Raw genomic sequence first — 24,646 nt, forward strand, 5'->3', positions numbered from 1 at the left:
GGGTAGGCGCTGGAGCTAGACAGTTCTCTAACTCGAGTAAAGTTATACTTTCTTATCTACAACCAAAAGAAGCTTTGACAAACTAGTCAAAGCTTCTTTTGGTTTACACTTATAAATACTTCACAGCAGCTATAATCAATAGCACCCAGGCCGCCAAAAAGGATACCCCGCCTAAAGGTGTAATAGCGCCAAGGACACTGATTTGGGTGACACTTAAAACATATAAGCTCCCTGAGAAAAGAATAATCCCGATGAGCATCATCCAGCCTGACCAGGATAATAAAGCATTTGCCGGCATTTTACCAAGCAATATCCCAATAACTAATAGGCCTGTAGCATGAAACATTTGATACTGTACACCTGTCTTCCAAATTTCCAGATACTTCGGTTCCACCACTTTTTCAAGACCATGGGCTCCAAATGCACCCAAAGCCACAGATAAAAAGGCATTTAAAGCCCCTATAATGATAAATAGTTTCATTCTACTTCCCTCACCTCTGTCTTCTGACTTCCTAAAAAGCCTCTAGATTTAAAAATCAAATAGCGATTCCCCATTAGCACTGTCATCCATTTCCATTCGCTTCGGCTGCTGGATGGAGGCTGGCTGAACGTGCTGGACGGCTGGCGCCGTGTAAGAACTTATTGAAGAAGATTCTCCCTTTTCCTGTGCCGGCTCATCGAGAATTAATTCACATAACGATTTAATCGCATGAATCCTTTCCCGCAGCTTTGCCGTTGTTGAACTATCCTTTGCTTCCTTCAATTCCTTTTCCATCTTTCCTAAAAGCTGCTGGACGGAAATGTTCAACACAATCACTCCTTAGCATTCACATTAAACTTATAAAAATGGGGCAACATCAAGTCCCCTGCTTATCTCCCTTTCTTTCAAAACGCATGCACGGCTGTCCCGATGCACGCAAAACTTCCATGGAAGGAAGCATTGCTGTTTTGAATTGAAAAGCTCTACAGCCTTTAGGAAATCTTTGATCCCACGTTACATAGAAATATTTACACTTAAAACAATCGACTCTCTTTGCCATCATTTTCATTCTCCAAATTAATCATTCTACATTATACATGATAGCAAATGAATTTTCGATTACACTACATTTAGGGCGACTTCTGCCAAAACCTGTCTGTTTCACGTGAAACAAGGCGAATGATGTAGAAAACGCTAAAATAGGACCTTAAAAAGGGGCCTACCCATTACAGAATAGGACCCCTCCTTTATCCTTATGCCTATCTTTTAAAAGCCGCATTTAAACTTAGCTAATGGTTCATTATCCAAGCAAACGCTGATAAATCGCTCTAGCCTGTGTTAAATCCTTCGTGCCATGGATGAGCGCCCGGCCATCATTAAAAATAACGAGACGCTGCTCCTCCATTTCAACCGAAAGTAAATAAGGATTACCCTTCACTTGATAACCTAGGGATTTCAACTGACGAGATAAATCACCCAACTGAATTTGCTGCTGTCTTGGCGGACGAATTTGCACGGTATCCCTTCCACAAAGGACCGTTGATTTCATCATATTTTCGCTGTCGAGATATGGGTAGGTTCTCATTTCCCCACACGATAAACAGCCCTTATCCTTTGCTTTCGAAACCTTCATACTCGTATATTGATTTCTCCATAAATCAAAGCTGACGAAGGAAGTTCTAACAGCATCCCAGTCTTCTACAAGAATTTTCATAGCTTCTGCAGCTTGGTGTGATATGACCATCTGGACAGCCGGTGCAATGATTCCGCCCGTATCACAGGTCATCCCTTGAATAGGAATAGTTTTAAGCAGGCAATTCAAACAAGGGGTCTTTCCAGGGATAATGGTCAGGCTCATGCCAAAGCTCCCCACACATCCCCCATAGATCCATGGGATATTATGTTTTTGTGAGATATCATTAATCATCATTCTTGTTTCGAAATTATCCGTTGCATCAATGATTAAATCTATACCTTGTACAAGGTCCTCCATCATTTCCGGATTCGCATCTGCAATCAAGGCTTGAATGTTAACGTCTGAATTTATGGCTTTCAAACGTTGTGCAGCTGCTGCCGCCTTTGGAAGCTTCTCTTCTACATCCTGTTCTGTATAAAGCTGCTGCCGCTGCAGATTGCTGGCCTCCACATAATCGCGGTCAACGATTGTTAGCTTTCCAATGCCCGCTCTTGTTAAAATATCAGCATTGCCTGAACCTAAAGCACCCGCTCCAATCATTAATACATGCTTGGAACGGATTTTCTCCTGCCCCTCTTTCCCTATGAATGGAAACAGGGTCTGCCGGGAGTATCGATCATCCATAAAACATCAGCCTCCACTGACCGGAGGAATAAACGCAACAGTATCCCCAGCTTGAATAGCTTCTTCATTTGAAGCAAATTCTTCATTAATAGCTGTCATCACATTTTCCAGATTAACGGACTTATATGTTTCAGAGATTATCTGTTTCAACTCGGCAACGGTTCTGCCGCTCACGTTCAATTCCACAGATTCTTCCCCAACAGCGTCACGCAAATGAGCAAAAAACAAAATTTTATTCATGTAAGTCACTCTCCTCCGGTTTTCCTTTTGGATAAGCAACCGTTTCAAGCTGATTGCCTATCCATTCCTCTCCATCCTCCCAATGCTCCTTTTTCCAAATCGGAACAATTTCCTTAATCCGTTCAATCGCATATCGATTTGCTTCATAAGCATCTGCACGATGAGGGGTTGAAACCGCAATAACGACTGCGATATCAGTAATATCAAGCTTCCCGACACGATGAGTAATCGCAACCTCAGCCCCGCTCCAGCGCTCCTTTATTTCATGGCCAATCTGTTCAAGCTTCTTAACTGCCATCGCTTCATAGGCCTCATAAATTAAGTACAAAGTCTTTTTTCCATGTGTTAATTCTCGTACTGTGCCGATAAAGGTCGTAATCGCCCCCGCTTCACGCTGGACCACTTTATCAATCACCTCTTGAATGACAATCGGCTCCTTAGAAATCTCGTAAAAATTCAAGTAATCCCCTCCCCAACTACATATTTAATCTCAATTTATCGTTAAAGTTTGTTACTAACAACATATCAAATTTTCGGACAAATTCCAAAGAGGAAGCCTCTATTTCCGATTAAAATCCCCCTCCATTTTTAAAGCCCTTTCAAAATCATCCCGGTGATTCATGTTAAAGAAATGCTGCTCCTGATAATGGTAGTGATGCTTCTGAAGACATGCTTCTGTAACGTACTTCGTCTTAGTATGTTTAAAAAACTGCCTGATTCGCAGCTCCTGATTTTGCAGGGATTGCTGGACCTCCCCAAGAGTATCCTTCCGGTAGGCAGCAAACAATGGATGAAGCTGGTCTGAAACATCAGGGACAGCGACTTGATAATCATCTAAAAAGGTCAACAAAATGTCTCCAACCTGAGAAGAAATAAACGGCATGTCACACGCCACGATTAGATTTTTTTCTGTACTGGAGGCACTTAATCCTGCATGGATTCCAGCCAACGGCCCCATGTCCTTCCAATGGTCCTGAACCATTGGAAGCCCTAGGAATTGATAGTCCTCAAACGTATTTGTGACAATCACCAGATCTGAGACAATCTTACTTAACTCCTGGACAATTCTTTCTATTACTGTTTTACCACCAATGGGCAACAGCGCCTTATTCGTCCCCATTCTGCTCGAACGGCCGCCCGCCATGATGATCCCTGTTACCTGCATGACCTCACCTGCCCATTCAATAGGATTAACACTTGAAATCCCTAGCTTCCTATCCATCCATTTTCTCACTTCTTCTCTTTAGTATACCTTTTGCCTTCGCATCAGGCATGTATTTCTTAATCCTTCAAGTTTTTATAATTTGAATGATTTGTGTCTTCACAAAACGTTCAAATTATAATTCCGTGTTTATTAACCGAATCTTAACAAACCCAATTTATACTGAGGGCGAATTCATAATAAGGGAGGAAAAATAGGATGAATAAGCTGTTTCTATCATCTGTTCTCGGTATTATTTCTTTATTAGTATTGGGCTTCACGATGACCTATTTTATTGTGAAAGATTCTGATAAAAGTATAGCTGCAGATTCACAGCTTTCAAACCCAAGTCAGGCACAAGCTGAAAATACCCCTAAGCATCCGTATGCCCCGCCAAGCCTAGACGATGTACCTGAGGGAGAAGAGGGCGAATTAATTAAGCTCGGCCACAAGTATGCAACTGAAACAAGCACCGCATTGGACGGATATGTCGGAAACACTTTAAGCTGTGCAAGCTGCCATGCCAACGGAGGATATGGGGGTTCCCTAGACCTAGTAGGAATTTCAAAAACCTACCCGCAGTATAATCCTCGGGCCGGGAAAGAGGTTACACTTGAAGATCGTATCAACGGGTGTTTCAAAAGAAGTATGAATGGAAAGCCGCTGCCAAAGGATTCACAGGAAATGAAAGCGATGGTTGCGTTCTACGATTATATTTCGCAAAATGTCCCTGATGGCACAACAGAAAGACCTTGGGCTAAGTTAAATAGGTCGGAAGCCGATATTGAAAATGTCGACATTGAAGAAGGCCGAGAGCTTTACAATAAAGCCTGTATTACCTGCCACGGCGAAAATGGCGGTCAGGGTACACCTCTAGCTCTTTGGGGTGACGATTCATACAATATCGGAGCTGGGATGGCTAGACTAAGAACAGCCGCAGGCTTTATTAAAGAATATATGCCCAAGGCGGAAGTTGAGGGTTACTCACAAGGCTCTCTTACTGATGAGGAAGCTATGAATCTAGCGGCCTATATTAATGCCCAAATGCGACCTGACTTCCCGGATAAAATTTATGATTGGCCAAATGGAGATGCCCCAGACGATGCTGCATACGAAACCCTTGCCGGGAAAAAGAAGGATAGCACAGCGAAAAAGTAGCCTATCAAGCGCCAGGCTCCACAACAGTACAAATATCTAGAATGCTACACCACTCATTTGACACTAGATAATGTATCGCGGAGCCAGGCACCTTTGCCGGGTTTTTGTTATTTTTGTGAATAAATCTCGGACTCTCTCAAATGAAGGACTCATTTCTATATAATTAATACGAGATTGAGAAAGGGGTGTAACTTTTTGATGAATAAGCTTAGAGGAAAAACCATCCTGATTATTGATGATGAGGAACGAATTAGAAGGTTAATCAAATTGTCCTTGCAAAGAGAAGGCTTTGAAGTTATTGAGGCGGCGGACGGCTTTGAAGCAAAGGAGCAGTATATGAAGTATGACCCGTGCTTTATTATCCTTGATATGATGCTGCCCGGATTAAGCGGAGAAGAAATCTGCATCTGGCTTCGTCAGGATTTGAACAGCAATGTACCTATCATCATTCTTTCCGCCTTGCATAGTGAAAAAGAAAGAATAGACGGATTAAAATTAGGTGCAGATGACTATATGGCAAAGCCCTTTAGTTTGGAGGAATTAACCACCCGAATTGAAACGGTTTTAAGAAGAACTGCGAACCGCTGCAGTAAAATCAGCTATCGTGGGCTTACTCTCAAGCCGATCGTTGGCATGGCTAAATTTATAGATGCACCACTTGACCTCACTCTCTTTGAATATAAATTGCTTTATCTTTTCATGACACATCCCGATCAAGTATTAACAAGAGAACAAATCATTTCGTTCATATACGAAAAAGAAGAAAAATTAATTAATGAACGCACAGTCGATGTGCATATTAAAAACCTTCGTGAGAAAATTGCCCAATACTCAGACTACCCTTTTATCCAAACGGTTCGGGGAATTGGCTATAAATTCACAACATAGAAGGAAAAACATCCTCCCAATCAGAAGGATGCTAGACTTCTTTTCTTTGAAAATAGGTAAAGCCTGATGCAAAAAACAATACCAAGCTGCCGAAGACAACAATAAACAATGTTTCGAGCGGTACATTCAACGCGCCAAAGCTTTCTCCTGAGCCAGGCATCATCAGCAGAAATGGCTGTGCCCACGGATAATAAGGACCGAACTTATCTGAGTTCACGATTAAAATATTGGGCAATGTAAAAATCACATTAATCGCTAGTGGTGCTGCAAAGCTTGACCAGGCAGTTGAGACAAAGAGCTGTAAAGCAGCAAGCGGCATACAGGCAACCCAGCCTCCGATTACGCTAGATGCAATGATTTTCCATGGAATAGCTGCTTCAAAGCCTTTAAGCTGCCCGATGAGCAAAAGCCCTCCCGTAAACAGAATTTGAGTCAGTGCCAGTAACCCCATCACGATGATGAATTTCGCTATATAGACATTGCCTCTTGAAACAGGCATAGCTAGAAGCTGTTTCCAGCCTCCTCCTGCATGCTCGAACCGGCAAACAAAGGCTGAAAAGACACCGGTCAGTAAAGGGAGAAAAATTAATGCATGCAGAAACACCATAAAGGTTAAAGTCATTTCATATTGATAGGTTTTTTCAGCTTGTAATTCACCAAAACCTGTCAACGAAGCTAGGATCGGACTAATAAAAATCAACATCCAAATAGATGATTTTCGCAGCTTTAAACATTCAGCTCTTAACACTTTGCCCATTTATTGCACATCCTTTCTTCCAAAATCTAACATGCCCATTAAGTAAATAAGGATCCCTAGCCCCAATCCAGCCAGTGTGGAGTAAATCGGGGTTCCCCAGCTAACGTTCAAATAAAGCCAGTTCCATGGAAACCAATCAGGGAATTTAAAGGGTCCCATTGAAACAATGGTACTCAGAATCCCAATCGTTAATGGGGTCGCCTGATTTTTCATTATAATAGACAGCCAAAGCTGAAAGGCAATAAACGGCATAGCTGCGAAATAGGTGAAATAAGCCATTTTTAGCAGGCTTACATACGGAATATCCGTCCCAAATTTCAAGATTATTCCTAGAATAATCACCCCGATAAACAGCAAAGTACTAGACAAGAATAATAGAATTGCCGTAATGACGAATTTGCCTGTAAAAGCACGAAATTTTGAAATGGGCAATGCCAGCAGCTGCTTCCAGGCATTCGTTTGATGCTCAATGCCCGCAATCATGGAGGCTATGATCGTCAACCCAAGCATAAGGGCCGGTATTGCCATAAAGCTCGCTTCCCCAATAAGTCCTCCCCATAAATCCGCTTTATAGCGCTTTGTTAAATAATCATATCTTAAACCGAAGTTGACCGCTTCCAGCACCACAACCCCAAATGGTCCAAGAAAAATAAGAAACCAAATCATTTTTCGCTTTATTTTAATGAAGTCAGAAAAGAGGCTTTTCAACATTACAAGCTCGCCTCCCCACCAGTCAGCTCCAGGAAAATTTCCTCCAGCGATTTCTTCTCCTCCTGAACTCGGTACACAGAAAAGCGACTGTTCACAAGCTCATGGATGACAGTAGAAACATGCGAATCAGATGAATACGGCAAATATAATTGCTTATTTTCCATCTCAGCCTGGATGCCTTTTGATAAAAGCATTCTCCACGCTTGTTCCGTATCATTAACTTTTAAGGAAATTTTGCTTTGCGATCTTTGCCTTAACGTTTCGATTGAATCCTGAAAAATCATTTTCCCTTTTGATATAATCCCAACCTTTGTCGCCATTTGGTCGATTTCAGATAGCAAATGGCTCGATACGAGGATGGTCATTCCATGCTCCTTTGGCATGCTTTTGATCAATTCGCGGATTTCTAGAATGCCAGATGGGTCCAGCCCATTTGTTGGCTCGTCTAAAATAAGCAATTCCGGATTTCCTAATAAAGCAGCCGCGATTCCGAGCCTTTGCTTCATTCCAAGCGAAAACCCCTTAACTGGTCTCTTCGCTTCTTTTGACAGACGGACGATGCGCAGAACCTCTTCAATTCTTGACTTCGGAGCATCTAGTAAAATACGAATCGCTTCCAGATTCTCATAAGCTGTTAAATGCCCGTAGTACGATGGATACTCCACTAATGACCCTATTTTTTTTAACACAGAAAGCTTTTCCTTCTTCATATCCTTTCCAAAAATGCGAATGGAGCCATATGATGGTTTTGCTAATCCCAGAAGCATCCGGATGGTCGTTGTTTTTCCAGCTCCATTTGGACCTAGAAATCCATAAATCTCTCCTTGTTTAATTTGAAGATTCACCGTTTCTACCGCATATCGGTTCTTAAATTTCTTTGTTAACTTGTTCGTTTCAATAATAAATTCACTCACCATAATCACCTCATAAACCATCTTAACCAGGCACGGTTAAATCAAAGGTGTGGTGAAGTTTAAAATTGGTTTAAAAATGATAGCTTCACTTTTCTTGTACGAATACTCGTATTTTTCGTTGAGGGAGCCCGAAACACTCAAATTAAATATCTCTATGTTAGGTTTTTTTGTTGAGGGAGGCCAAAACAATCACATTGAACCTCTCTATGTTAGGGTTTTTCGTTGAGGGAGGCCAAAACACTTACATTGAACCTCTCTATGTTAGGGTTTTCCTATGAGAAGATCCAAAACTCTTACATTAAACTCTCCCTACGCAAAGTTTTATCATTCAATAAAAAAAACCGACATAAAATAAGTCGGCTCCTCAATTTTTCCTCTGTATTCTAATATTCGTTCCAGCTTCTCCTGTTTCCGCCATCCACTCCAGACCCATATCCTTCAACATCAGCGACACAATGGAAAGTCCGATTCCAGCACCCTTCCCGGTTGATTCCCCGCTCATTCCCGAGCCGTGGTCTTCAATGATGATCTGCTCCAGTTCTGTATCAACCTTGACCCCAATATACTTCCCTTCCTTCGCATGCCGATGGACATTCTGATAAAAATTATCCAACACCCGCTCCAGCCATTGCGAATCGATTTCCCAATAAAAGGTCCTCTCAGGAAGATCAATGCTCATCTCAAAATGAAGATGTTCAAAAACAGGGTACCAGGCAGCAAAAGAGGTTTTCACTAGGCGAACGATATCCACCCTCTTTGGATCATAAGGGTATTTTCCTGATGTTAACAATGTATAGGAAAGAAGGTTTTCTATTAATTGGCTTAAATACCCAATCTTATTATCAATCAAATCAAGAGATTCCTTCCCCTGTGCACTTAACGGCTCCTTCTTTAGGCTATAAGCATGCCCTCTTATCGTAGTAAGAGGGGTTCTTAAATCATGAGACAGATTGGCAATCAGCTGTCTTCTTAGCGTTTCTTCCTCCAATTCACGCTGACGGCTGCTTTCAAGCTGATGAATCATTTCATTAAACGAACCTTCCAGCTGCCCAATTTCATCCTTTTTCTCTAAACTGATTGGATCGGGAATCCCATTTTCAGCAGGGCTCGACATAGCCTGCCGAAGTCGTAAAAGCCGCTTTCTAATTTTGTAAAAGAAAATCCATGAGATAAATATAAAAATAGCTAATATAGCAAAAATCAAAACAACAATGATATAACTATAATCTTCCTGGATTTGCCTTCCTGTTACCGTCATGGCGGACCTCGGGACCTGCAGAACCATAAAGCCTTCATTTTTATTTTCGCCAATTAAGGCCACTACGGTAAAAGGATCCACCTCGTATCCACGACTTTTTTTCATAAAATCAATCGTATAGGACGGGGACCATGATGAAGGAACCGTTATATCCTTAGGTAGTGTTAATTTCGTTTTTCCCGTTTCATCGACCCAGAACATACTCGCTTGATCGAATTCATGTTGGATTTGCTGTAACTTTTCATTTATTTTCTCATCAGAAGCGCCAGCTAAGCTTCGTGCGGCTTCATGCCACATTTTCTCTAGATCGGTTCCATTTTGATATTTGTTCGGTTCTTTATCACTGTACGGGAGGTAGAACACCATCGTAACAATAGGAAAGGAAATAGGCACAATCATAATCGCAAGCAAAACTATTAGTAAATATTGGTTCAATAACGAGTTTTTTAGTTTCATTGCTTCACCCGGTAGCCAATTCCTCTAATCGTTTCAATGATTTCTGGCGAGCTTGGATTCTTTTCAATTTTTTCCCGAAGATAACGGATGTGAACCATCAGCGTCTTATCCCCTTCGATATAAGGTTCTCCCCAAACCGCTTCATAGATTTGTTCTTTCGTTAAAATCTGGTTCGGGTGCCTCAAAAAATGCATGAAAATTTGGTATTGCTTGCCGGTCAATACAATTTCCTCTCCTGAGCGGCTGTCCAAAATTCTATTTTCTGAGAGATTTACACTTATATGTCCAAGGTTCAGCTCATTGGAGATTGAAAGCCCCGATCTTCGAAAGCATACTTCAATTCGTGCGGCCAATTCATCGGGATGAAATGGCTTTGTCAAGTAATCATCAGCAAATTGGAGGCCATGCAGCTTATCTTCAACTGCCGTGCGGGCTGAGAGCATTAATATTGGAATTTGCGGCGACTCTTTTTTCAACCGCTGTCCAATCGTAAAGCCATCAAGACCCGGCAGCATAACATCTAATATTACGAGGTCATGTTCTGATACTATTTTTTCAGCTCCATCACCCGATTTTAACCATTCAACCTTAAATCCCCTTTGCTCTAAATCTCCTTTTACCCAGCTGCCAATCTCCAAATCATCTTCTATGTATAAAATTCTCCTCATTATTCATCACCTAAGCTTATAATAGAGAAAACAGACTGGAAATAAAAGCCTATAACAATAAAGTTTCAGCCAATAATAATTATTGCTATAATTAAAAATGGATAAATTAATCAAATTGAAACCTGAATTTTGGGAGGAAGGTATCACATGACAATGAAAAAAGTTCTAACAATTGCTGGCTCAGACACGAGCGGGGGTGCAGGAATTCAGGCTGACCTTAAAACATTCCAGGAGCTTGGCGTATATGGAATGACAGCCCTTACTACTATCGTAACGATGGATCCGAAAAATAATTGGAACCATAACGTATTTCCAATTGCGCTCGACACTCTAGAGACTCAGCTTGAAACGATTCTTTCAACAGGAATCGATGCCATGAAAACAGGTATGCTTGGTTCAGTCGAGATCGTTGAGCTTGCAGCCAAAACAATTGATGAGAATCAATTAGATAAAGTAGTGATTGACCCGGTTTTAGTTTGTAAAGGAGAAGATGAAGTTCTTCACCCTGAAACAGCGGATGCGTTAAGAAACATCCTTGTCCCTCGCGCAACGGTTGTGACACCTAACCTTTTTGAAGCGTGGCAGCTGGCAAAAACAGGACCAATCAAAACAGTGGACGATATGAAGGAAGCCGCTGTGAAAATCCATGAGCTTGGCGCAAAATATGTAGTGATCAAAGGCGGCAGCAAGCTAAACCATCCTACAGCCGTTGATCTTTTCTACGATGGAAAGGAATTCAAGCTGTTGGAATCTGAGTTGGTCAACACAACCTACACACATGGGGCAGGCTGCACATTCGCATCAGCCATTGCAGCTGAGCTTGCGAAAGGCAAAACGGTTGTTGAGGCCGTTGAAACAGCAAAAGATTTCATTACGGCAGCTATTAATCATGGCTTTAAATTAAATCAATACGTGGGGCCAACGATGCACGGTGCATACCGTCTGTTTGGCGCTGGACGATCAGGAGCAGCAGAATAAGTTTTTTTACAATGATTTCAACAGAGCCTTTTTGGCTCTGTTTTTTTGCAAGAAGGCTCCATCCATTTGTGCAGTCATGCTTTTTCTCATCACACAAGCGTCATTTTCGCTTTTACTGTTTATTTTTAGTAAAATAAATGGGTGAAAATTAAAACCCATGAACCTTTCATATTCACCAAAACGTAAGTTTATAAATATTAATTGGAAAGGAGGCCCATTATGGAAGCTGTTAAACCTGAGCAGGTGCAAAAGGAAATAGACCGCTTTGCTAAGAAAGATGTATATATTCATTTGGAAACAACGAACGGGGCCTATGCTTCCCATTTTGATAAGTCTTTTTTCTCTTCGGGGGCCTATATTCGAAATGCTTTCCTGCAATATGAGCATGGAAAAATAGTTGGAAAAGGACCTTATCGAGTTGGGCTCAAAATGAGCTTTGGCTGGGTGTATGCTGAGGGGATTACCCATTTTGAAATCGATGAAAAGGGGCGTCTCCTTTTAGCTGGGCATGACTTTGAAGGCAAGCTCGCAGTGGCGCTGCAAATTGGCGAATCACCTTTTTAAGTTAAACATTCATTTTTAAATATGCAAAAACAAATAGAAAGGAGACAACACAATGGAAAAAGAAAGACATGTTCTAGTCGTATTCCCCCATCCAGATGATGAGGCATTTGGTGTATCCGGGACGATTTCCTTCCATATCGATAGCGGTACGCCTGTCACTTATGCCTGCCTGACCTTGGGCGAAATGGGCCGAAATATGGGAAATCCTCCTTTTGCCACAAGAGAATCCTTGCCCCACATTCGGAAAAAAGAATTACAGGATGCTGCGAATATTCTAGGGATCACGGATTTAAGAATGCTTGGCTATCGAGATAAAACAATCGAATTTGAAAATGAGGAAGTTGTCGCTGCCCATATGGCCTCCATTATTAAAGATGTGAACCCTTCCTTAATCATCACATTCTATCCAGGCTATGCCGTGCATCCAGACCATGATGCTACAGGGGCAGCCGTTATTCGGGCAGTTAGAGAAATGCCCGCTGAAAAACGTCCAAAGGTTCATTGTGTGGCCTTTTCCCATAATTGTGAAGAGGAAATCGGCCAGGCTGATGTCGTTAATGATGTATCTGCTTTTGTTGATAAAAAGCTCGCTACCATTAAAGCACATGTATCGCAAACCCAGCTGGTCGTGAGCCAGATGGCGATAAACCTGGAGAACCAAGATCCCGAGTATGTAGCCAGATTTCATAACGAGCGTTTTTGGACCTACTCGTTCTAGGGCCTTTCATGCAAAAAGCAGTTTTTCTCGCATCACTGAGAAAAACTGCTTTTTTTGCTAATTACTCACTTTTTTTGCCTTCAAGCATTTCCTTCAAATACTCAAGCTGAAATCCGTCTTCCTTTTTGATCATATTGACAATTAATCTCTTTGTTAATTTCATCCTAAGTCCGCTCGTCTTCACAAAGGCATCAAGCTCCACCTGGGTTCCTTCCTCAATCTCATGAAAGGCATAGGCGTACTCGGTAATCAAGCCATTGGAATTGCTCCTCGTTGTGAAGGCTTGATCCTGTTTATATTCAATAAACTCAATTTCTGCATTCACGGTATTCCCTCGGACGGACCGGCTTTCCTTAAACTTTGTTCCTTTGCCAATCGGTCCTTCTGTGAGTTTTTCCATTTTCACTACATTGGGCATGAGTTCAGGAACATTCTCCATACTGGCCATGTAATGAAATACTTCTGAAACCGGTTTATGAATAATTACACTAGAACGGAAATCTGCCATAGATAAAGCACCTCTGTACCCTTTTAAATACCTTTATTATACATAACTCTATTTAAATTAACTATTAGAGTTTATGATGAAAAAGGGAGCAAAAGCGGCACCAATCCGTAATTATAATGTTTTTCCCGCTAATTTCGAGAAGTCCATCCTTTTTTAGCTTAGAAAAAACCCGGCTGACACTTTCTCTCGTTGTTCCAACTAAGGTTGAGAATTCTTGTACGGTTATCGGAAGCTCAATATGCATTCGGTTACAATGATTGGCACCAAACTTTTCAGCCAAACGTTCTAATGCCCGCACCGTTTTCATATACACATCCAGTAAAGCAACATCCCGTAGAATCGAAGTAAAATCACGCAGCTGCACACTCATATAGCGAATCATCTGAACCGCCAACTCCGGGGAAACCAGAAACTCTTGCTCCAAGTCTTCCGTTTTCAAAAAATACACTTCTCCGTCCTGAATCATGGTCGCGGTTGCTGGATAGCAAGTTCCCTCCTCATTAAATAAGCATGCCTCAGCGAAGACCTCTCCCTTCTTCTTTATACAAGTGATCATCTCATTCCCTTGATCGTCCTGCTTTGTTAATTTGACAATGCCTGAATGAACAAAGAATATTCCTTCTGCTTTATCATATTCGGAAATAACTTTTTCCCCTTTTTTATAAGGTTTTTTACTAATTCTTTTATGAAGCAGCTGGTAGGATTCTTTTGGGAGATCTTTAAATATCTCAATTTTTTCTAAAAAATGTTCAATATCAGACTGACGCACTGAACTGCTCATACCGAAACACCTCCTCCATGTTACTCTACTTAACATTCTATCGAGATTGCTTCTTGCAGAGTGTGATTAATTTCACACTCTGATATGCATATTCAATATTTAATTAAGATTAGTAAAAAATGAGTGATTACTCACTTTACAAATTCCGGTATTTTTCATACACTAATAATGAGTGATTACTCACTTTAAAAAGAGAGGTGTCGACAGTGGAAAATAATATTGTTTCAATTCGCCATGTGTCTAAAGCTTTTGGTAAACACGAAGTACTGAAAAACATCAGCTTAGAGATCGCTTCGGGAGAGATTTTTGGCCTTCTTGGCCCTTCTGGCGCCGGAAAAACGACATTAGTTAAACAGCTGGTCGGACTTGATCTCCCAACGGATGGTGAAAACTTCATTTTTCAAAAGAAAATGCCTAATCTCAAGCTCATTGAAAAAATTGGGTATATGGCCCAGTCGGATGCTCTATATGGAGAGCTTTCCGCAAAGGAAAATCTTGAATTCTTCGCAGCCCTCTACGGTTTAAAAGGGGGAAAGCGAAAGGAACGGATGCGTGAGGTCATGGAAACCGTCTCCCTTTCTGAACATGTAAATAAGCTAGTTTCTGCCTATTCTGGCGGAATGAAACGCCGCCTCTCGCTGGCAATTTCCCTTTTACACGAGCCGAAGCTGCTTATTCTTGACGAACCGACAGTCGGTATTGATCCTGTCTTAAGAAAGAGCATTTGGGAAGCTTTTTATAAGCTGAAGGATGCGGGCACAACGATTATTGTTACAACCCATGTGATGGATGAAGCAGAGAAGTGTGACCGGCTCGGCATGATCCGAGATGGGAAGCTCATTGCTGTTGGCACCCCTGAAGAATTGAAGGAAAAAACAAATTCCCATAATATCGAAGAAGCTTTCCTTGTGTATGGAGGTGCTGAAGGATGAGAATTTCCGCATTAGTTATTCGAATTCTACGCCAAATCATCCGTGATAAACGGACAATGGCTCTATTAATCTTTGCTCCCATTCTTGTCCTTTCCATGCTCTATTTAGTTTTTAATGGAACTGATTATGAGCCGAAAATTGGTTTAGTAGATGTACCTGAGCAAATAGCAGATCAGCTAGATTTAGATCATGCTGATGTTACGCAATATGACTCTATTCAAAAAGCTGAGAAGGATTTAGCAGATAAAAAATTAGATGGATATATCCTGTTTGAGAATCAGCAGCCTGCTGTATTCCTTGAAGGAAGTGATCCAGGTGCAAACGGCTCTGTATTAAAATGGCTGCAGGATGCACTAAAGCCTTTACAGCAAGGAGGGCCACAAAAGGCGGCAGAGGTGCATTATTTATATGGTTCTAGTGATATGGGGCAATTTGATTACTACGGTCCGATTCTCTTAGGATATTTCGTCTTCTTCTTCGTATTCCTTATAGCCGGTGTCTCCTTTTTGCGCGAAAGAACGACAGGAACGCTGGAAAGGTTATTATCAAGTCCTTTGAGAAAATGGGAAATTGTAATGGGATATGTGATCGGTTTTGGAATATTTACAATGATCCAGGCCGCCGTTATTGCATGGTATTCCATCTATGTACTAGGCATGTTGATGGAGGGCATCTTCATCTACGTCCTGATCATCACCTTACTCGTTTCCCTAACAGCCTTAACATTGGGAACTTTATTATCATCCTTTGCCAATAATGAGCTGCAAATGATTCAATTTATCCCGCTCGTGATTGTTCCGCAGCTGTTCTTTTCCGGTTTATTTAACCCTGACACCATTTCGAAGTGGCTCAGCTGGATTGGTCCTTTGACCCCTCTTTATTATGCGAATGAGGCGCTGCGAAATGTCATGATCAGAGGCTTTGGCTTGGATATGATTTATCAGGACTTACTAATGTTGGCTGGATTTTCCTTGCTATTTATGATACTTAATGTTGCTGCACTAAGAAAATACCGAAGGATTTGAACAATCTGTTGTTTATTTCCTTCCTCATCTGAACTTCATTTATAATGAAATGATCAGGATGAGTGTAAAAAGGAGTTGTTCATCATAGCTGAACAGGATTTATTGATTACCCAGCTTTTCGACAATGAAGAAGAGTTAACAGATAAGCAGAAAAGAATTATCATCGCCGCCATCGAATCATTTTCTGAAAAAGGCTATGCCGCTACCTCAACGCGAGTGAAATTGCTAAAAAAGCGGGAGTCGCTGAAGGTACGATTTTCAGGCACTATAAAACAAAAAAAGATTTGTTATTAGGCATTGTCGCTCCTACTATGGCCAAATTGCTGGCCCCATTTGTCATTAAGGACTTGAATAAGGTGTTGGATACGAAATATGAGAGGTTTGAAGATTTTCTTAGAGCGATGATAGAAAATCGCGTGATCTTTTTAAAGAAAAACCTGCCTCTCTTAAAAATAGTAATCCAGGAAATCCCTTTTCACCCTGAGCTGAAGGAGCAATTTTTCGAGCATATTGCCAAGAAGGTCTTTGACCGCTATATAAAAGTAACAGAATACTATCAGGAAAAGGGCCAAATTATTGAGATCCTGCCCCAGCAGGTTATTCGGTTAACCGTTACTACCATTATTGGCTACCTTTTCAGCAGATACATCCTATTTCCAGATTCCCAATGGAACGATGAAGAGGAAATTGAACTAACCATTCAATTTCTCATGCGCGGGCTAGCACCAAATTAAAATTTGGGGCTAGTCAATGTCCGCTGTCAGTGGACAAACTAACATGTCAATCTATAAAAAAGAGAATTGTCCTCTCTGATATGATAAACAGAAAAGGACAATTCTCTTTTCATTTATAACTCAATTTGGCAAACTTCTGCTATATGCCTAGTAAACGTTAACTATTAAAAAGCACACTGCCAATCGTACGTTGGTCCTCCTGAACAAACAACAGGATTTTTCCACGGTCCAGTTTCATTTCGTACACATCTGCTTCCTCCTTGGAAAGCCCCATCTCTTGTATTTTATTACGGAGAGTTTCCCCTTTGCCTTCAAACAAATTCTTTACAGCTGTCCCCACACCTTCTTCCTTTATACCAATCGTATTAATACCTAATTGCCTTGCTATTTCATCCGTCCGACTCTTTTCATGAGCCAACACATACATATCATCTGGCTGGACTCCACTGAATTCAAATGCTTTAACCTCATTTAAGACTTGAACAACATCATTACATTCTCGAACGATTAATTTTGTATTCATTGAATTCCCTCCATTAAAATTTATTAAGCAGCCTCGAATTTCCCCAAATAACCTTTACATCGGAAGATCGCGCAGATAGAATTGGTTCTTTTTTCTCCTGCTCAACATTCTTTTCATCATTCTTCGCGCAGGGGGAGATTCTTGATCAACCACACTACCTAACAGATAGTTAGACATTCCCATTGTCAAAATTTCAGTAATAAAACGATTATTCATTTTCTTACCTCCCTTTAGTTTGACGTAAGAGCCTGCCTTTTCGGTTGCTCGCTGCAACCTTGCTTAATGTGTACCACCGTCTATGAAATCTAAAACTATTATTTTCGTATTTAATATTTTTGTAACGAGAATGAAAAGAGAGACTACTAGATTTCATGTTTTGATAGAAAAGCTGAAGGGTATACATATGATAAATAACAGGAGGTGAAATGAAGAAGGATCAAATCCAAAATTTTAAGAGGAGGAGTTACTATGAGACAAGCCTTACGTATGACATCCGTAATGGCGGCAGGAGCTGGTGTATCAGCTGCTGCGATATGGTTATCTTCTAAACCCAATAGATTAAAGGCCGGAAATGTACTAAGAGACTGGAAGCGAAAAATCAAACCATCTCCATTAGATAAAAGTAAAATTCTCCCGATTGAGAAGGCGGGAAACCCTCACCCACAAGATATTGAGGACAATAAAATGGTCGATGAGGGAGCCTTGTATTCGGTCAAGTATTATAATCAAAAAATGCAATAAAAGGTTGGGCCTCAGGCCCCAACCTTTTTTTTATTGAGATGACAACGGGATTCGATATAATTTATCATCCCTCTCTAGCGGATTTCCGCGGCCATCCGTATTATTGCTAATAAAATAGAGGGTATTGTCCTTGATGATCACATCCCGTATTCGCCCAAGACCTGTAATGATTTCGCGCTGCTCTCCCGTTTGCAGATTAAATTCTATTACAGCATTTCCTCTTAATGCCGAAACATAAAGGTTTCCGTTAGCAAACGCCATGCCCGAGGGCGCCCATGTATGGTTGGCCCCAGAGGTAAATAACGGTGACTCCATACCCGCTCTTTTCTCTGTCCCTTTGATGAGTGGCCATCCGTAATTTTTTCCGGCCTGTATTAAATTAATTTCATCATTGGCTGAAGGTCCATGCTCACTTTCATAAAGTGCACCATCTGCAGTCCAAGCAAGACCTTGAGGATTGCGATGTCCATAGCTATATACGTAGGAATTCGGAAATGGGTTATCATTTGGGATAGAGCCGTCCAAATTCATTCTTAAGATTTTTCCACCTAAGGAGCCGAGATCCTGAGCGATTTCCGGATTCGTTGCGGCATCCCCTGTTGTCGCATACAGTTTGCCATCCGGCCCGATTTTCAGCCTGCCACCGTGATGAAATTGTCCGCTCGGTATTTTATCTAAGAGCAGGCGCTTTTCCTGCCAAACATTGTTCTTAAGCTGGAGCACGACAATTCGGTTAAACTGACCACTCTGATCCGTGTAGGTGTAATAGGCAAAGGCCTCATTTGTTTGTAAAAAGTCTGGTGAAAGCACGAGTCCTAAAAGTCCTGCTTCTGCAGCCGTAGCAAGCGGTTTTTCGAATACAACCTTTTGCCGCTCCGAACTCCCCTCTTCCACCTTCACAATGGCCCCAGGCCTTTCCGATAAATAAAAGCTATTGCCAATCTGAGAAATCGACCACGGAATTTGCAGCTCATCTGCCACAACTTGAGGTGCTGTTACTGGAATACTCGCTTCCTGGTCCTCAACATCCTTCTTCTCTTCATTGGAACATCCGATCATGATCATACATGCTAGAAATATTATCGATACGATACGAATCATTTCAATCCTCCCTTCGAACACAATGCTTTTCATTACCCAGTTTCGGCTTTTACCGAATGCCTAAACGCTTTTTCAGTCCTTAAATATATTTACTTCCTTCCCTAACACTTAAGCTAGCAAGCGTAGTCGATTCGATAAATGCCTTTACAGATTCCGGATTCGTTTTTGAGTACTCCCTTAAAGCCCAGCCAATCGCTTTTTGAATAAAAAACTCCTTACTGTCTTTATTATGCTCGATGTAGCGATATAAGAGCTTTTCATCTGTTTGATTTTTATATTTTAGCTGAAAAAGAATAGCGGTTCTTCGCAGCCAGAGGTGATCCCCATAAGCCCAGCCCTCAATAGTTTCAGCAATTACCTCCGGATGCTTTTCAGCTATTGCCCCCACGGCTTTTGATGCGAGCAAATCAACCGTATCCCACCATGGCTTTGTTGTAATTAATTGCTCTATCAATGAGAGATGCTGCTTGTCCAGCTGTTTCAAACATCTCTCTAAATAATCCATAGCAGCATATTGATATTCTCGTTCTTCTTTCTCCCATAAAGCTAAGACAAATTCTGGCTGAAAGTCTTGCTTTAGCAGCCCACTTTCCTGAAAAAGCTGCCTGACTAATCCCTTCCGATCAGGCGACTTAATCCCGAGAAAAGGAAAATGGTTTTTCATATAGGCTTCCATTGGGCCGGCTTTCTCCGGATCCCGGTTCTGTTCAAAAAGTTCAACTAATAATTTGATCATTTTTATTTACCTCAAGTTCTTTTTACTAATATTGTAGCTTATTCATTCGGAAAGAAAACAGCACAACCGCACTTTTAAAAAGTTTATACTTGCTTCCTACGTTACGTTAGGTTTTATGATAGAGGTAGAAATTATTGGAGGGGGAATCAACCGCATGTCTGCTAACTATTCAATCGGTCAATTTGCAAAAAAAACAGGTTCGACAGTAAGGACTCTGCATTACTATGATGAAATTAGCTTGTTAAAGCCCACCCTAATAACCGAGTCTGGCAGGAGATTTTATTCTGACGAGGATTTAATTAAACTGCAAAAAATCGTTTCACTCAAATATTTAGGCTATTCCCTTGAGAAGATCAGTGAGTTTATTCATTTGCAGGATTGGAGTTTAAAAGACTCACTAACCTTTCAAAAAAGTGAAATGCTACAAAAGAAACAGCAGCTTGAGAACGTCATTCGGGCACTCGATCATGCCCTTCATATGATGGACAAAAATGAAGAGGTTGATTCTTCCATTTTTATTTCCTTAATTAAAAATATTCAAATGGAAAACGAGCATAAGGAATGGCTAAAAGAAATTATCCAGGAAGAGAAGGTTGAGAAAATGTATAGCATTCCTGAGGAAAAGCAGCTTGAATTGAATCAGAAAACACTTGTTGTTTTTTCCGAACTAAAGGAGCTATATGGACTAGATCCTGCAAGCGAACAAGTTCAAAGGCTAATAGGAGATTATATGGAATTAGTGAAAGAACTCACAGGGGACGACCATAATCTCGTTCAAGACCTGCTTGATAGCGGGGTCGAAATAGAGGATGATCCCGTCCTGTTTCACTCCCCTTTTTCAGCAGAAGAGGAAAAGTGGCTTACAAAAGCGATGGAAATATATTTAAAGGAAATGGGGTTTGAATTCAATGAAAGTTCGGGGAAAGAGTAATAGCCAAGCTACCACAAATTGGAAAGCCTTTTCGCAGTTATTAAAAGAAGCAAATCCTCCGAAGTTGATTTTCATCGTAGCAATTGTCCTAAGCCTAATCGAAACAGGGGCCGGTCTAATCGTTCCCCTTTTTACAAAGTCACTCGTTGACCAACTGGCAGCATCGGCGCTGGAAACATCTTTAATCATTTTTCTGGCAGCGGCCTTTATTGTCCAGACGATTTCTTCCGGATTTTCATTTTATTTTATGACCTACATCGGGGAGGCGATTGTCGCTTCCATTCGCAAGCGGCTATGGGAGCAAATTTTACTTCTCCCCATTCCCTTTTTCGATAAACATCAATCGGGAGATACGATGAGCCGGGTTACACAGGATACGAATATAGTAAAAAATTTAATTACCCAGCATTTAATCACCTTTTTAACTGGGCTCATTTCGATTATCGGGGCAATCGCTATCCTTCTAATGATCGATTGGAAAATGACGTTGATCATGATTATTTCTGTCCCGCTTTCCATCGGGCTCATTATGCCTTTAGGTCAAAAAATGTATAAAATTTCTAAAGCTACCCAAGATGAAATGGCCGACTTTTCCGCAAATCTTGGACGTGTTCTTACTGATATTCGTCTCGTTAAGTCCTACCATGCGGAAAACGCTGAAAAGATACGCGGGGAAAAAGGGATTAAGCATCTTTTCCAATTTGGCCTTAGGGAGGCAAAGATACAAGCTATTATCTCACCTTTTATGACCTTTATTATGATGCTTGTCCTTGTCATCCTAATTGGCTACGGAGGAGTTAGAGTTGCATCAGGAGAATTATCAGCAGGATCCCTCGTTGCTATTATTATTTACATGTTCCAAATTGTCGTGCCGTTTACCCAAATGGCCTCATTTTTTACAGCTTTTCAGAAAGCAATTGGGGCTACTGAGCGTATACAGGGAATTCTTGCTCTTGAGAAAGAACCGTCTGAACAGAATTTAATTGTAAAAGACCCGGCCCAAGATATATATTTTACAAATCTATCTTTCTCTTATAATGAAAATCCTATCATCAAGAATATTCATTTAACCATACCCGCTGGAAAAACAACGGCTATTGTTGGACCGAGCGGAGGTGGAAAGACTACCCTTTTTGCCTTGCTTGAGCGCTTTTATGAGCCTAATAACGGGGAAATTCTGCTCGGTGACACAAATATTAATGAATTCAACCTTCTTTCCTGGAGAAGCCAGATTAGCTATGTCTCACAGGAAAGCCCGCTTATGTCTGGCACGATTAAAGACAATATTGTTTATGGATTAGAGAGGGGAGTTTCTGATCAAGAACTGAGGGAAGCCGCTGAGCTTGCCCACGCAGCAGAATTTATTAATCAGCTGCCAGACGGCTATGAAACGGAGGTAGGAGAAAGAGGGATAAGGCTTTCCGGTGGTCAAAGACAAAGAATTGCCATTGCCAGAGCCATCATTCGCAATCCGAAAATCCTTCTCCTTGACGAAGCAACTTCTAATTTAGATAGTACATCCGAGCACTTCGTCCAGAATGCCCTTAAGAACCTTATGGCCAACCGAACTACTTTAGTCATTGCCCATCGTTTATCAACGATTATCGATGCTGATCAAATTGCCGTTATGGATGCTGGAACGATCACAGGCACCGGAACACATGCCGAATTGCTGCAATCTCACCCTCTATACCGGGAGCTTGCAGAACAGCAGCTTGAATACTCGGAGGGATAAAGAATGGGGTGGGCTTACTTATATAGGGCTGCCCTTTTTCTTATTCCAATTTAGGAGATAACCATCTTTCAACCATTGGGACAAACTGTTCACCGATATATCAATCCGTCCAAATGATCGTTCTAGCAGCGCATATTATTTTCTAATTGGAAAAGACGGGCCAGCGAAGGTCCGTCTTTATAGCTGCTTAACTGTCCTCTCCATGCGCACAGTATTAATTAACTGTCCGCAGAAGGTACCTGGCACCGATTTTAGAAGCATTGGAAGGAGCGGACGCTGCGCAGGTCTGTTCCGAAGTATACCCAGCGATTGCGTCTCCAACGCCAGCCGGCAACTGAATCCCTTCCGACAAAGACTGGATAGAACCAGAAGCTCCGGCCATTATGAAGCCACATATAAGTAAAACGGAATAAACATCTTCTAATTGCTCCTGGATCCACTGCAAAGGTAGTAGCTTGCTGCATTTGCGGCGTGAAGGCTGGCGGCGGTGATGATGGAGGGCCCCCTTGCTGTCCGCCACCTGTCGGCTGACCTGGCGAGAATCCTGGCTGTTGGCCTGGAGGAAATCCTGGTTGCTGACCCGGTGGGAATCCTGGCTGGCCTGGTGAAAACCCTGGTTGCTGACCCGGTGGGAATCCTGGTTGGCCCGGCTGGAAACCTCCTGGAGGTCCAAATCCCCCGCCCGGAAATATTCTGTCATAAATAGCATTCTGCTCTGCATTCAAGGGAAATGAATAGGGATAGTAGCTGTAATCCATAAATTTTGTATCTCCTCTCATTTTACATTCCTTCTAATGTATGCAAAACGCCTACTTTGGGTGTTTGACTGCTTATAATAATCTTCTGCAAGGTTCATTCACTTGTGTGTGGGCCGTGTCTTTAATGGAAAAATATAAAAAATTATATAAACTATTAACCTTGCAGCTATTAATTTCTTTCAGACATTTGCAGAATTTCAGCCCTGATATCATTCCGCATCCGGTCAACCATTTTAAAATCCATGGCTCCAATATAAATTTTTTCTAATTCCTCACGCTGTGCTTTTGCCTGAGCTAAATAAGAAATGGCCTCTTTCATTTTCGCCTTATATTGCTGGCTAATTTCTTTGATTTGCTCAGCAAAAATTTCATCCGTACCTGGAGAGACGATGATTTCATACGTATCAATAATTGCATCTCCCGCCCGGTCTGGAAAGTATTCATGTGGACTGGTGCTGTCGAAGATCGCCAGACCGAGCTCGCGAAAGATCAGCATATCAAGACTGTGTGGATCAAATCCGCAATGATAAATTTCCAGATCGAATCCTCGTTCTTCTGCAACTTTAGCTAATTTTTTTAGCATCGTGGACTTTCCTGTGCCCGCACGGCCTTTAACAAAATATCGTTTAGGAAGGCCCTCTGTCAGGTTTTGGACAAAATCAACCGCCCCTATCGGTGTTGCTGCACCGAGGAAGCGATGCTTAACATTGGAAGCCTTATTTAATTGCATATTCCCAAAGAATTCCTTCAATAGCTTATTTGTAAGCTGATCTGCTTTCGCAAAATCCATATTCTCTATATAAACATTTTCCCATTTATCATGAATTTTAAGCGCTTCTGCCAATTTGCTATAAGCCATTTCGAAGGAACCGCTGACTCGCTCATTAATTTGCATAATTTCCTCTTTTTGCTCTGATAAAGCCTTCGAATCCCAGGCCTCACCTAGGTTGACATACTCCTCCACGGCACCTGGGGCCTTTGGTTCAATGACATGAGGGGCTGTTCCATCAACAATTCCCACCTTCAAAGCGGGAATAACGACACCATCAATCGAGTTATTGTCCGATGAGCAATGGATATACTCTAGATCATATCCCTTCTCTGCCCATTCCGAACCCATGGCTTTCATAAGAGAGGACTTTCCCGTTCCAGGACCGCCTTTTAAGATGAATAATCGTTCAAGTCCTTGCAGGTTAGACTCAAACAAGCTGTAAAAACCACGTGCTGTATTTCCGCCGCCAAAGTAATTTAAAATTTTTCCAGCCACAATTACACGTCCTTTCCCGTTCATTTGCCTGAATTGTTTTTCACCTTTACCATATGCAAATGG

The 24,646-nt window shown here is 41.5% G+C and carries 29 protein-coding genes and 1 pseudogene; 11 read left to right on the top strand and 19 right to left on the bottom strand.

The window, feature by feature from the left end:
• Positions 1-109: 109 nt before the first annotated feature.
• From V7149_RS05770 to mobA, 6 genes are all read right to left on the bottom strand, one after another.
• Positions 110-481 carry a DUF423 domain-containing protein gene (locus V7149_RS05770; protein WP_335344697.1) on the bottom strand — a complete coding sequence of 124 codons (372 nt, stop codon included), beginning with the start codon at positions 479-481 and terminating at the stop codon, positions 110-112.
• A gap of 48 nt (positions 482-529) precedes the next feature.
• Complete coding sequence (locus V7149_RS05775) at positions 530-808, bottom strand: YwdI family protein (protein WP_335344698.1); 279 nt, start codon at positions 806-808, stop codon at positions 530-532.
• Positions 809-1,280: 472 nt separating this feature from the next.
• Positions 1,281-2,300: a MoeB/ThiF family adenylyltransferase gene (locus tag V7149_RS05780; protein WP_335344699.1), complete on the bottom strand. Its 1,020-nt coding sequence runs from the start codon at positions 2,298-2,300 to the stop codon at positions 1,281-1,283.
• Positions 2,301-2,306: 6 nt separating this feature from the next.
• Complete coding sequence (gene moaD, locus V7149_RS05785) at positions 2,307-2,540, bottom strand: molybdopterin converting factor subunit 1 (RefSeq protein ID WP_335344700.1); 234 nt, start codon at positions 2,538-2,540, stop codon at positions 2,307-2,309.
• Positions 2,533-3,000, bottom strand: coding sequence for a molybdenum cofactor biosynthesis protein MoaE (locus V7149_RS05790; RefSeq protein ID WP_335344701.1), 468 nt, complete (start codon positions 2,998-3,000; stop codon positions 2,533-2,535). Before V7149_RS05790 ends, moaD begins: the two co-directional genes overlap by 8 nt.
• A 99-nt stretch (positions 3,001-3,099) precedes the next feature.
• On the bottom strand, positions 3,100-3,762 hold the full coding sequence (gene mobA / locus V7149_RS05795) for a molybdenum cofactor guanylyltransferase (RefSeq protein ID WP_335344702.1): 663 nt from the start codon (positions 3,760-3,762) through the stop codon (positions 3,100-3,102).
• Positions 3,763-3,960: 198 nt separating this feature from the next.
• Here mobA and V7149_RS05800 point away from each other — a divergent pair, with 198 nt between their 5' ends.
• Entirely contained in the window at positions 3,961-4,899 is a 939-nt protein-coding gene (locus V7149_RS05800; protein WP_335344703.1) for a c-type cytochrome, read from the top strand.
• Positions 4,900-5,097: 198 nt separating this feature from the next.
• A complete protein-coding gene (locus V7149_RS05805) occupies positions 5,098-5,787 on the top strand; it encodes a response regulator transcription factor (RefSeq protein WP_335344704.1) in 690 nt (229 codons plus the stop codon).
• Between the two features lie 31 nt (positions 5,788-5,818).
• On the opposite strand, the gene V7149_RS05810 is transcribed toward V7149_RS05805, so the two are convergent.
• The 5 genes from V7149_RS05810 to V7149_RS05830 all read right to left on the bottom strand — a co-directional run bounded on the left by V7149_RS05810 (position 5,819) and on the right by V7149_RS05830 (position 10,551).
• Positions 5,819-6,544 (bottom strand): ABC transporter permease, encoded by a 726-nt coding sequence (locus V7149_RS05810; protein WP_335344705.1) that lies wholly within the window; start codon positions 6,542-6,544, stop codon positions 5,819-5,821.
• Entirely contained in the window at positions 6,545-7,255 is a 711-nt protein-coding gene (locus V7149_RS05815; protein WP_335344706.1) for an ABC transporter permease, read from the bottom strand.
• On the bottom strand, positions 7,255-8,169 hold the full coding sequence (locus V7149_RS05820) for an ABC transporter ATP-binding protein (protein WP_335344733.1): 915 nt from the start codon (positions 8,167-8,169) through the stop codon (positions 7,255-7,257). The genes V7149_RS05815 and V7149_RS05820 overlap by 1 nt, the downstream gene beginning before the upstream one ends.
• Before the next feature lie 364 nt (positions 8,170-8,533).
• Complete coding sequence (locus V7149_RS05825) at positions 8,534-9,883, bottom strand: sensor histidine kinase (protein WP_335344707.1); 1,350 nt, start codon at positions 9,881-9,883, stop codon at positions 8,534-8,536.
• Complete coding sequence (locus V7149_RS05830; protein ID WP_335344708.1) at positions 9,880-10,551, bottom strand: response regulator transcription factor; 672 nt, start codon at positions 10,549-10,551, stop codon at positions 9,880-9,882. The genes V7149_RS05825 and V7149_RS05830 overlap by 4 nt, the downstream gene beginning before the upstream one ends.
• 147 nt (positions 10,552-10,698) lie before the next feature.
• Between V7149_RS05830 and pdxK the strand changes: the two genes are divergently transcribed.
• The 3 genes from pdxK (at position 10,699) to bshB2 (ending at position 12,811) form a co-directional block, all read left to right on the top strand.
• Positions 10,699-11,529, top strand: a complete 831-nt coding sequence (gene pdxK / locus V7149_RS05835) for a pyridoxine/pyridoxal/pyridoxamine kinase (RefSeq protein ID WP_335344709.1) — start codon at positions 10,699-10,701, stop codon at positions 11,527-11,529.
• Positions 11,530-11,748: 219 nt separating this feature from the next.
• Positions 11,749-12,093 carry a YojF family protein gene (locus tag V7149_RS05840; protein WP_335344710.1) on the top strand — a complete coding sequence of 115 codons (345 nt, stop codon included), beginning with the start codon at positions 11,749-11,751 and terminating at the stop codon, positions 12,091-12,093.
• Positions 12,094-12,145: 52 nt separating this feature from the next.
• Positions 12,146-12,811, top strand: coding sequence for a bacillithiol biosynthesis deacetylase BshB2 (bshB2, locus tag V7149_RS05845; RefSeq protein ID WP_335344711.1), 666 nt, complete (start codon positions 12,146-12,148; stop codon positions 12,809-12,811).
• A 61-nt stretch (positions 12,812-12,872) separates the two neighbouring features.
• On the opposite strand, the gene V7149_RS05850 is transcribed toward bshB2, so the two are convergent.
• Together V7149_RS05850 and V7149_RS05855 are read right to left on the bottom strand one after the other, a co-directional pair.
• The gene (locus V7149_RS05850; RefSeq protein WP_335344712.1) at positions 12,873-13,319 is read right to left on the bottom strand and encodes an SRPBCC family protein; all 447 of its coding nucleotides are present in this window, start codon (positions 13,317-13,319) and stop codon (positions 12,873-12,875) included.
• 64 nt (positions 13,320-13,383) lie between these two features.
• Positions 13,384-14,100 (bottom strand): Crp/Fnr family transcriptional regulator, encoded by a 717-nt coding sequence (locus V7149_RS05855; protein WP_335344713.1) that lies wholly within the window; start codon positions 14,098-14,100, stop codon positions 13,384-13,386.
• A 206-nt stretch (positions 14,101-14,306) separates the two neighbouring features.
• Here V7149_RS05855 and V7149_RS05860 point away from each other — a divergent pair, with 206 nt between their 5' ends.
• From V7149_RS05860 to V7149_RS05870, 3 genes and pseudogenes are all read left to right on the top strand, one after another.
• A complete protein-coding gene (locus V7149_RS05860) occupies positions 14,307-15,032 on the top strand; it encodes an ABC transporter ATP-binding protein (protein WP_335344714.1) in 726 nt (241 codons plus the stop codon).
• Positions 15,029-16,057, top strand: coding sequence for an ABC transporter permease (locus V7149_RS05865; protein ID WP_335344715.1), 1,029 nt, complete (start codon positions 15,029-15,031; stop codon positions 16,055-16,057). The genes V7149_RS05860 and V7149_RS05865 overlap by 4 nt, the downstream gene beginning before the upstream one ends.
• Positions 16,058-16,141: 84 nt before the next feature.
• A pseudogene (locus V7149_RS05870) lies at positions 16,142-16,791 on the top strand (TetR/AcrR family transcriptional regulator).
• 157 nt (positions 16,792-16,948) lie between these two features.
• On the opposite strand, the gene V7149_RS05875 reads toward V7149_RS05870, so the two are convergent.
• Both V7149_RS05875 and V7149_RS05880 read right to left on the bottom strand, forming a co-directional pair.
• Complete coding sequence (locus V7149_RS05875) at positions 16,949-17,314, bottom strand: general stress protein (RefSeq protein ID WP_335344716.1); 366 nt, start codon at positions 17,312-17,314, stop codon at positions 16,949-16,951.
• A 54-nt stretch (positions 17,315-17,368) separates the two neighbouring features.
• Positions 17,369-17,530, bottom strand: a complete 162-nt coding sequence (locus V7149_RS05880) for a hypothetical protein (RefSeq protein WP_335344717.1) — start codon at positions 17,528-17,530, stop codon at positions 17,369-17,371.
• A gap of 252 nt (positions 17,531-17,782) precedes the next feature.
• Here V7149_RS05880 and V7149_RS05885 point away from each other — a divergent pair, with 252 nt between their 5' ends.
• Positions 17,783-18,055, top strand: a complete 273-nt coding sequence (locus tag V7149_RS05885; RefSeq protein ID WP_335344718.1) for a hypothetical protein — start codon at positions 17,783-17,785, stop codon at positions 18,053-18,055.
• A 30-nt stretch (positions 18,056-18,085) separates the two neighbouring features.
• Here the strand turns inward: V7149_RS05885 and V7149_RS05890 are convergent, their stop codons facing one another.
• Entirely contained in the window at positions 18,086-19,156 is a 1,071-nt protein-coding gene (locus tag V7149_RS05890) for a PQQ-dependent sugar dehydrogenase (protein WP_335344719.1), read from the bottom strand.
• Between the two features lie 79 nt (positions 19,157-19,235).
• Positions 19,236-19,892 (bottom strand): DNA alkylation repair protein, encoded by a 657-nt coding sequence (locus tag V7149_RS05895; protein ID WP_335344720.1) that lies wholly within the window; start codon positions 19,890-19,892, stop codon positions 19,236-19,238.
• A gap of 154 nt (positions 19,893-20,046) precedes the next feature.
• On the opposite strand from V7149_RS05895, the gene V7149_RS05900 reads away from it, so the two are divergent.
• The gene (locus tag V7149_RS05900) at positions 20,047-20,823 is read left to right on the top strand and encodes a MerR family transcriptional regulator (protein WP_335344721.1); all 777 of its coding nucleotides are present in this window, start codon (positions 20,047-20,049) and stop codon (positions 20,821-20,823) included.
• Positions 20,801-22,558, top strand: a complete 1,758-nt coding sequence (locus V7149_RS05905; protein ID WP_335344722.1) for an ABC transporter ATP-binding protein — start codon at positions 20,801-20,803, stop codon at positions 22,556-22,558. Before V7149_RS05900 ends, V7149_RS05905 begins: the two co-directional genes overlap by 23 nt.
• A gap of 251 nt (positions 22,559-22,809) precedes the next feature.
• Here V7149_RS05905 and V7149_RS05910 read toward each other — a convergent pair whose 3' ends face one another.
• Both V7149_RS05910 and V7149_RS05915 read right to left on the bottom strand, forming a co-directional pair.
• Positions 22,810-23,337 carry a hypothetical protein gene (locus V7149_RS05910; RefSeq protein ID WP_335344723.1) on the bottom strand — a complete coding sequence of 176 codons (528 nt, stop codon included), beginning with the start codon at positions 23,335-23,337 and terminating at the stop codon, positions 22,810-22,812.
• Between the two features lie 148 nt (positions 23,338-23,485).
• Complete coding sequence (locus V7149_RS05915) at positions 23,486-24,583, bottom strand: PRK06851 family protein (protein WP_335344724.1); 1,098 nt, start codon at positions 24,581-24,583, stop codon at positions 23,486-23,488.
• Positions 24,584-24,646: the final 63 nt, after the last annotated feature.

The organism is Bacillus sp. JJ1503 (assembly GCF_036965125.1).
Classification (GTDB): domain Bacteria; phylum Bacillota; class Bacilli; order Bacillales; family Cytobacillaceae; genus Cytobacillus.

Bases quoted from the DNA above. Each gene is read 5' to 3' on its own strand.
- V7149_RS05840 (WP_335344710.1), top strand. From the start codon at position 11,749: ATGGAAGCTGTTAAACCTGAGCAGGTGCAAAAGGAAATAGACCGCTTT.
- V7149_RS05855 (WP_335344713.1), bottom strand. From the start codon at position 14,100: ATGAGCAGTTCAGTGCGTCAGTCTGATATTGAACATTTTTTAGAAAAA.
- V7149_RS05905 (WP_335344722.1), top strand. From the start codon at position 20,801: ATGAAAGTTCGGGGAAAGAGTAATAGCCAAGCTACCACAAATTGGAAA.
- V7149_RS05865 (WP_335344715.1), top strand. From the start codon at position 15,029: ATGAGAATTTCCGCATTAGTTATTCGAATTCTACGCCAAATCATCCGT.
- bshB2 (WP_335344711.1), top strand. From the start codon at position 12,146: ATGGAAAAAGAAAGACATGTTCTAGTCGTATTCCCCCATCCAGATGAT.
- V7149_RS05885 (WP_335344718.1), top strand. From the start codon at position 17,783: ATGAGACAAGCCTTACGTATGACATCCGTAATGGCGGCAGGAGCTGGT.
- V7149_RS05825 (WP_335344707.1), bottom strand. From the start codon at position 9,883: ATGAAACTAAAAAACTCGTTATTGAACCAATATTTACTAATAGTTTTG.
- V7149_RS05830 (WP_335344708.1), bottom strand. From the start codon at position 10,551: ATGAGGAGAATTTTATACATAGAAGATGATTTGGAGATTGGCAGCTGG.
- pdxK (WP_335344709.1), top strand. From the start codon at position 10,699: ATGACAATGAAAAAAGTTCTAACAATTGCTGGCTCAGACACGAGCGGG.
- V7149_RS05780 (WP_335344699.1), bottom strand. From the start codon at position 2,300: ATGGATGATCGATACTCCCGGCAGACCCTGTTTCCATTCATAGGGAAA.
- mobA (WP_335344702.1), bottom strand. From the start codon at position 3,762: ATGGATAGGAAGCTAGGGATTTCAAGTGTTAATCCTATTGAATGGGCA.
- V7149_RS05810 (WP_335344705.1), bottom strand. From the start codon at position 6,544: ATGGGCAAAGTGTTAAGAGCTGAATGTTTAAAGCTGCGAAAATCATCT.
- V7149_RS05910 (WP_335344723.1), bottom strand. From the start codon at position 23,337: ATGAGAGGAGATACAAAATTTATGGATTACAGCTACTATCCCTATTCA.
- V7149_RS05770 (WP_335344697.1), bottom strand. From the start codon at position 481: ATGAAACTATTTATCATTATAGGGGCTTTAAATGCCTTTTTATCTGTG.
- V7149_RS05895 (WP_335344720.1), bottom strand. From the start codon at position 19,892: ATGATCAAATTATTAGTTGAACTTTTTGAACAGAACCGGGATCCGGAG.
- V7149_RS05900 (WP_335344721.1), top strand. From the start codon at position 20,047: ATGTCTGCTAACTATTCAATCGGTCAATTTGCAAAAAAAACAGGTTCG.
- V7149_RS05805 (WP_335344704.1), top strand. From the start codon at position 5,098: ATGAATAAGCTTAGAGGAAAAACCATCCTGATTATTGATGATGAGGAA.
- V7149_RS05815 (WP_335344706.1), bottom strand. From the start codon at position 7,255: ATGTTGAAAAGCCTCTTTTCTGACTTCATTAAAATAAAGCGAAAAATG.
- V7149_RS05890 (WP_335344719.1), bottom strand. From the start codon at position 19,156: ATGATTCGTATCGTATCGATAATATTTCTAGCATGTATGATCATGATC.
- V7149_RS05800 (WP_335344703.1), top strand. From the start codon at position 3,961: ATGAATAAGCTGTTTCTATCATCTGTTCTCGGTATTATTTCTTTATTA.
- V7149_RS05850 (WP_335344712.1), bottom strand. From the start codon at position 13,319: ATGGCAGATTTCCGTTCTAGTGTAATTATTCATAAACCGGTTTCAGAA.
- moaD (WP_335344700.1), bottom strand. From the start codon at position 2,540: ATGAATAAAATTTTGTTTTTTGCTCATTTGCGTGACGCTGTTGGGGAA.
- V7149_RS05880 (WP_335344717.1), bottom strand. From the start codon at position 17,530: ATGAATAATCGTTTTATTACTGAAATTTTGACAATGGGAATGTCTAAC.
- V7149_RS05875 (WP_335344716.1), bottom strand. From the start codon at position 17,314: ATGAATACAAAATTAATCGTTCGAGAATGTAATGATGTTGTTCAAGTC.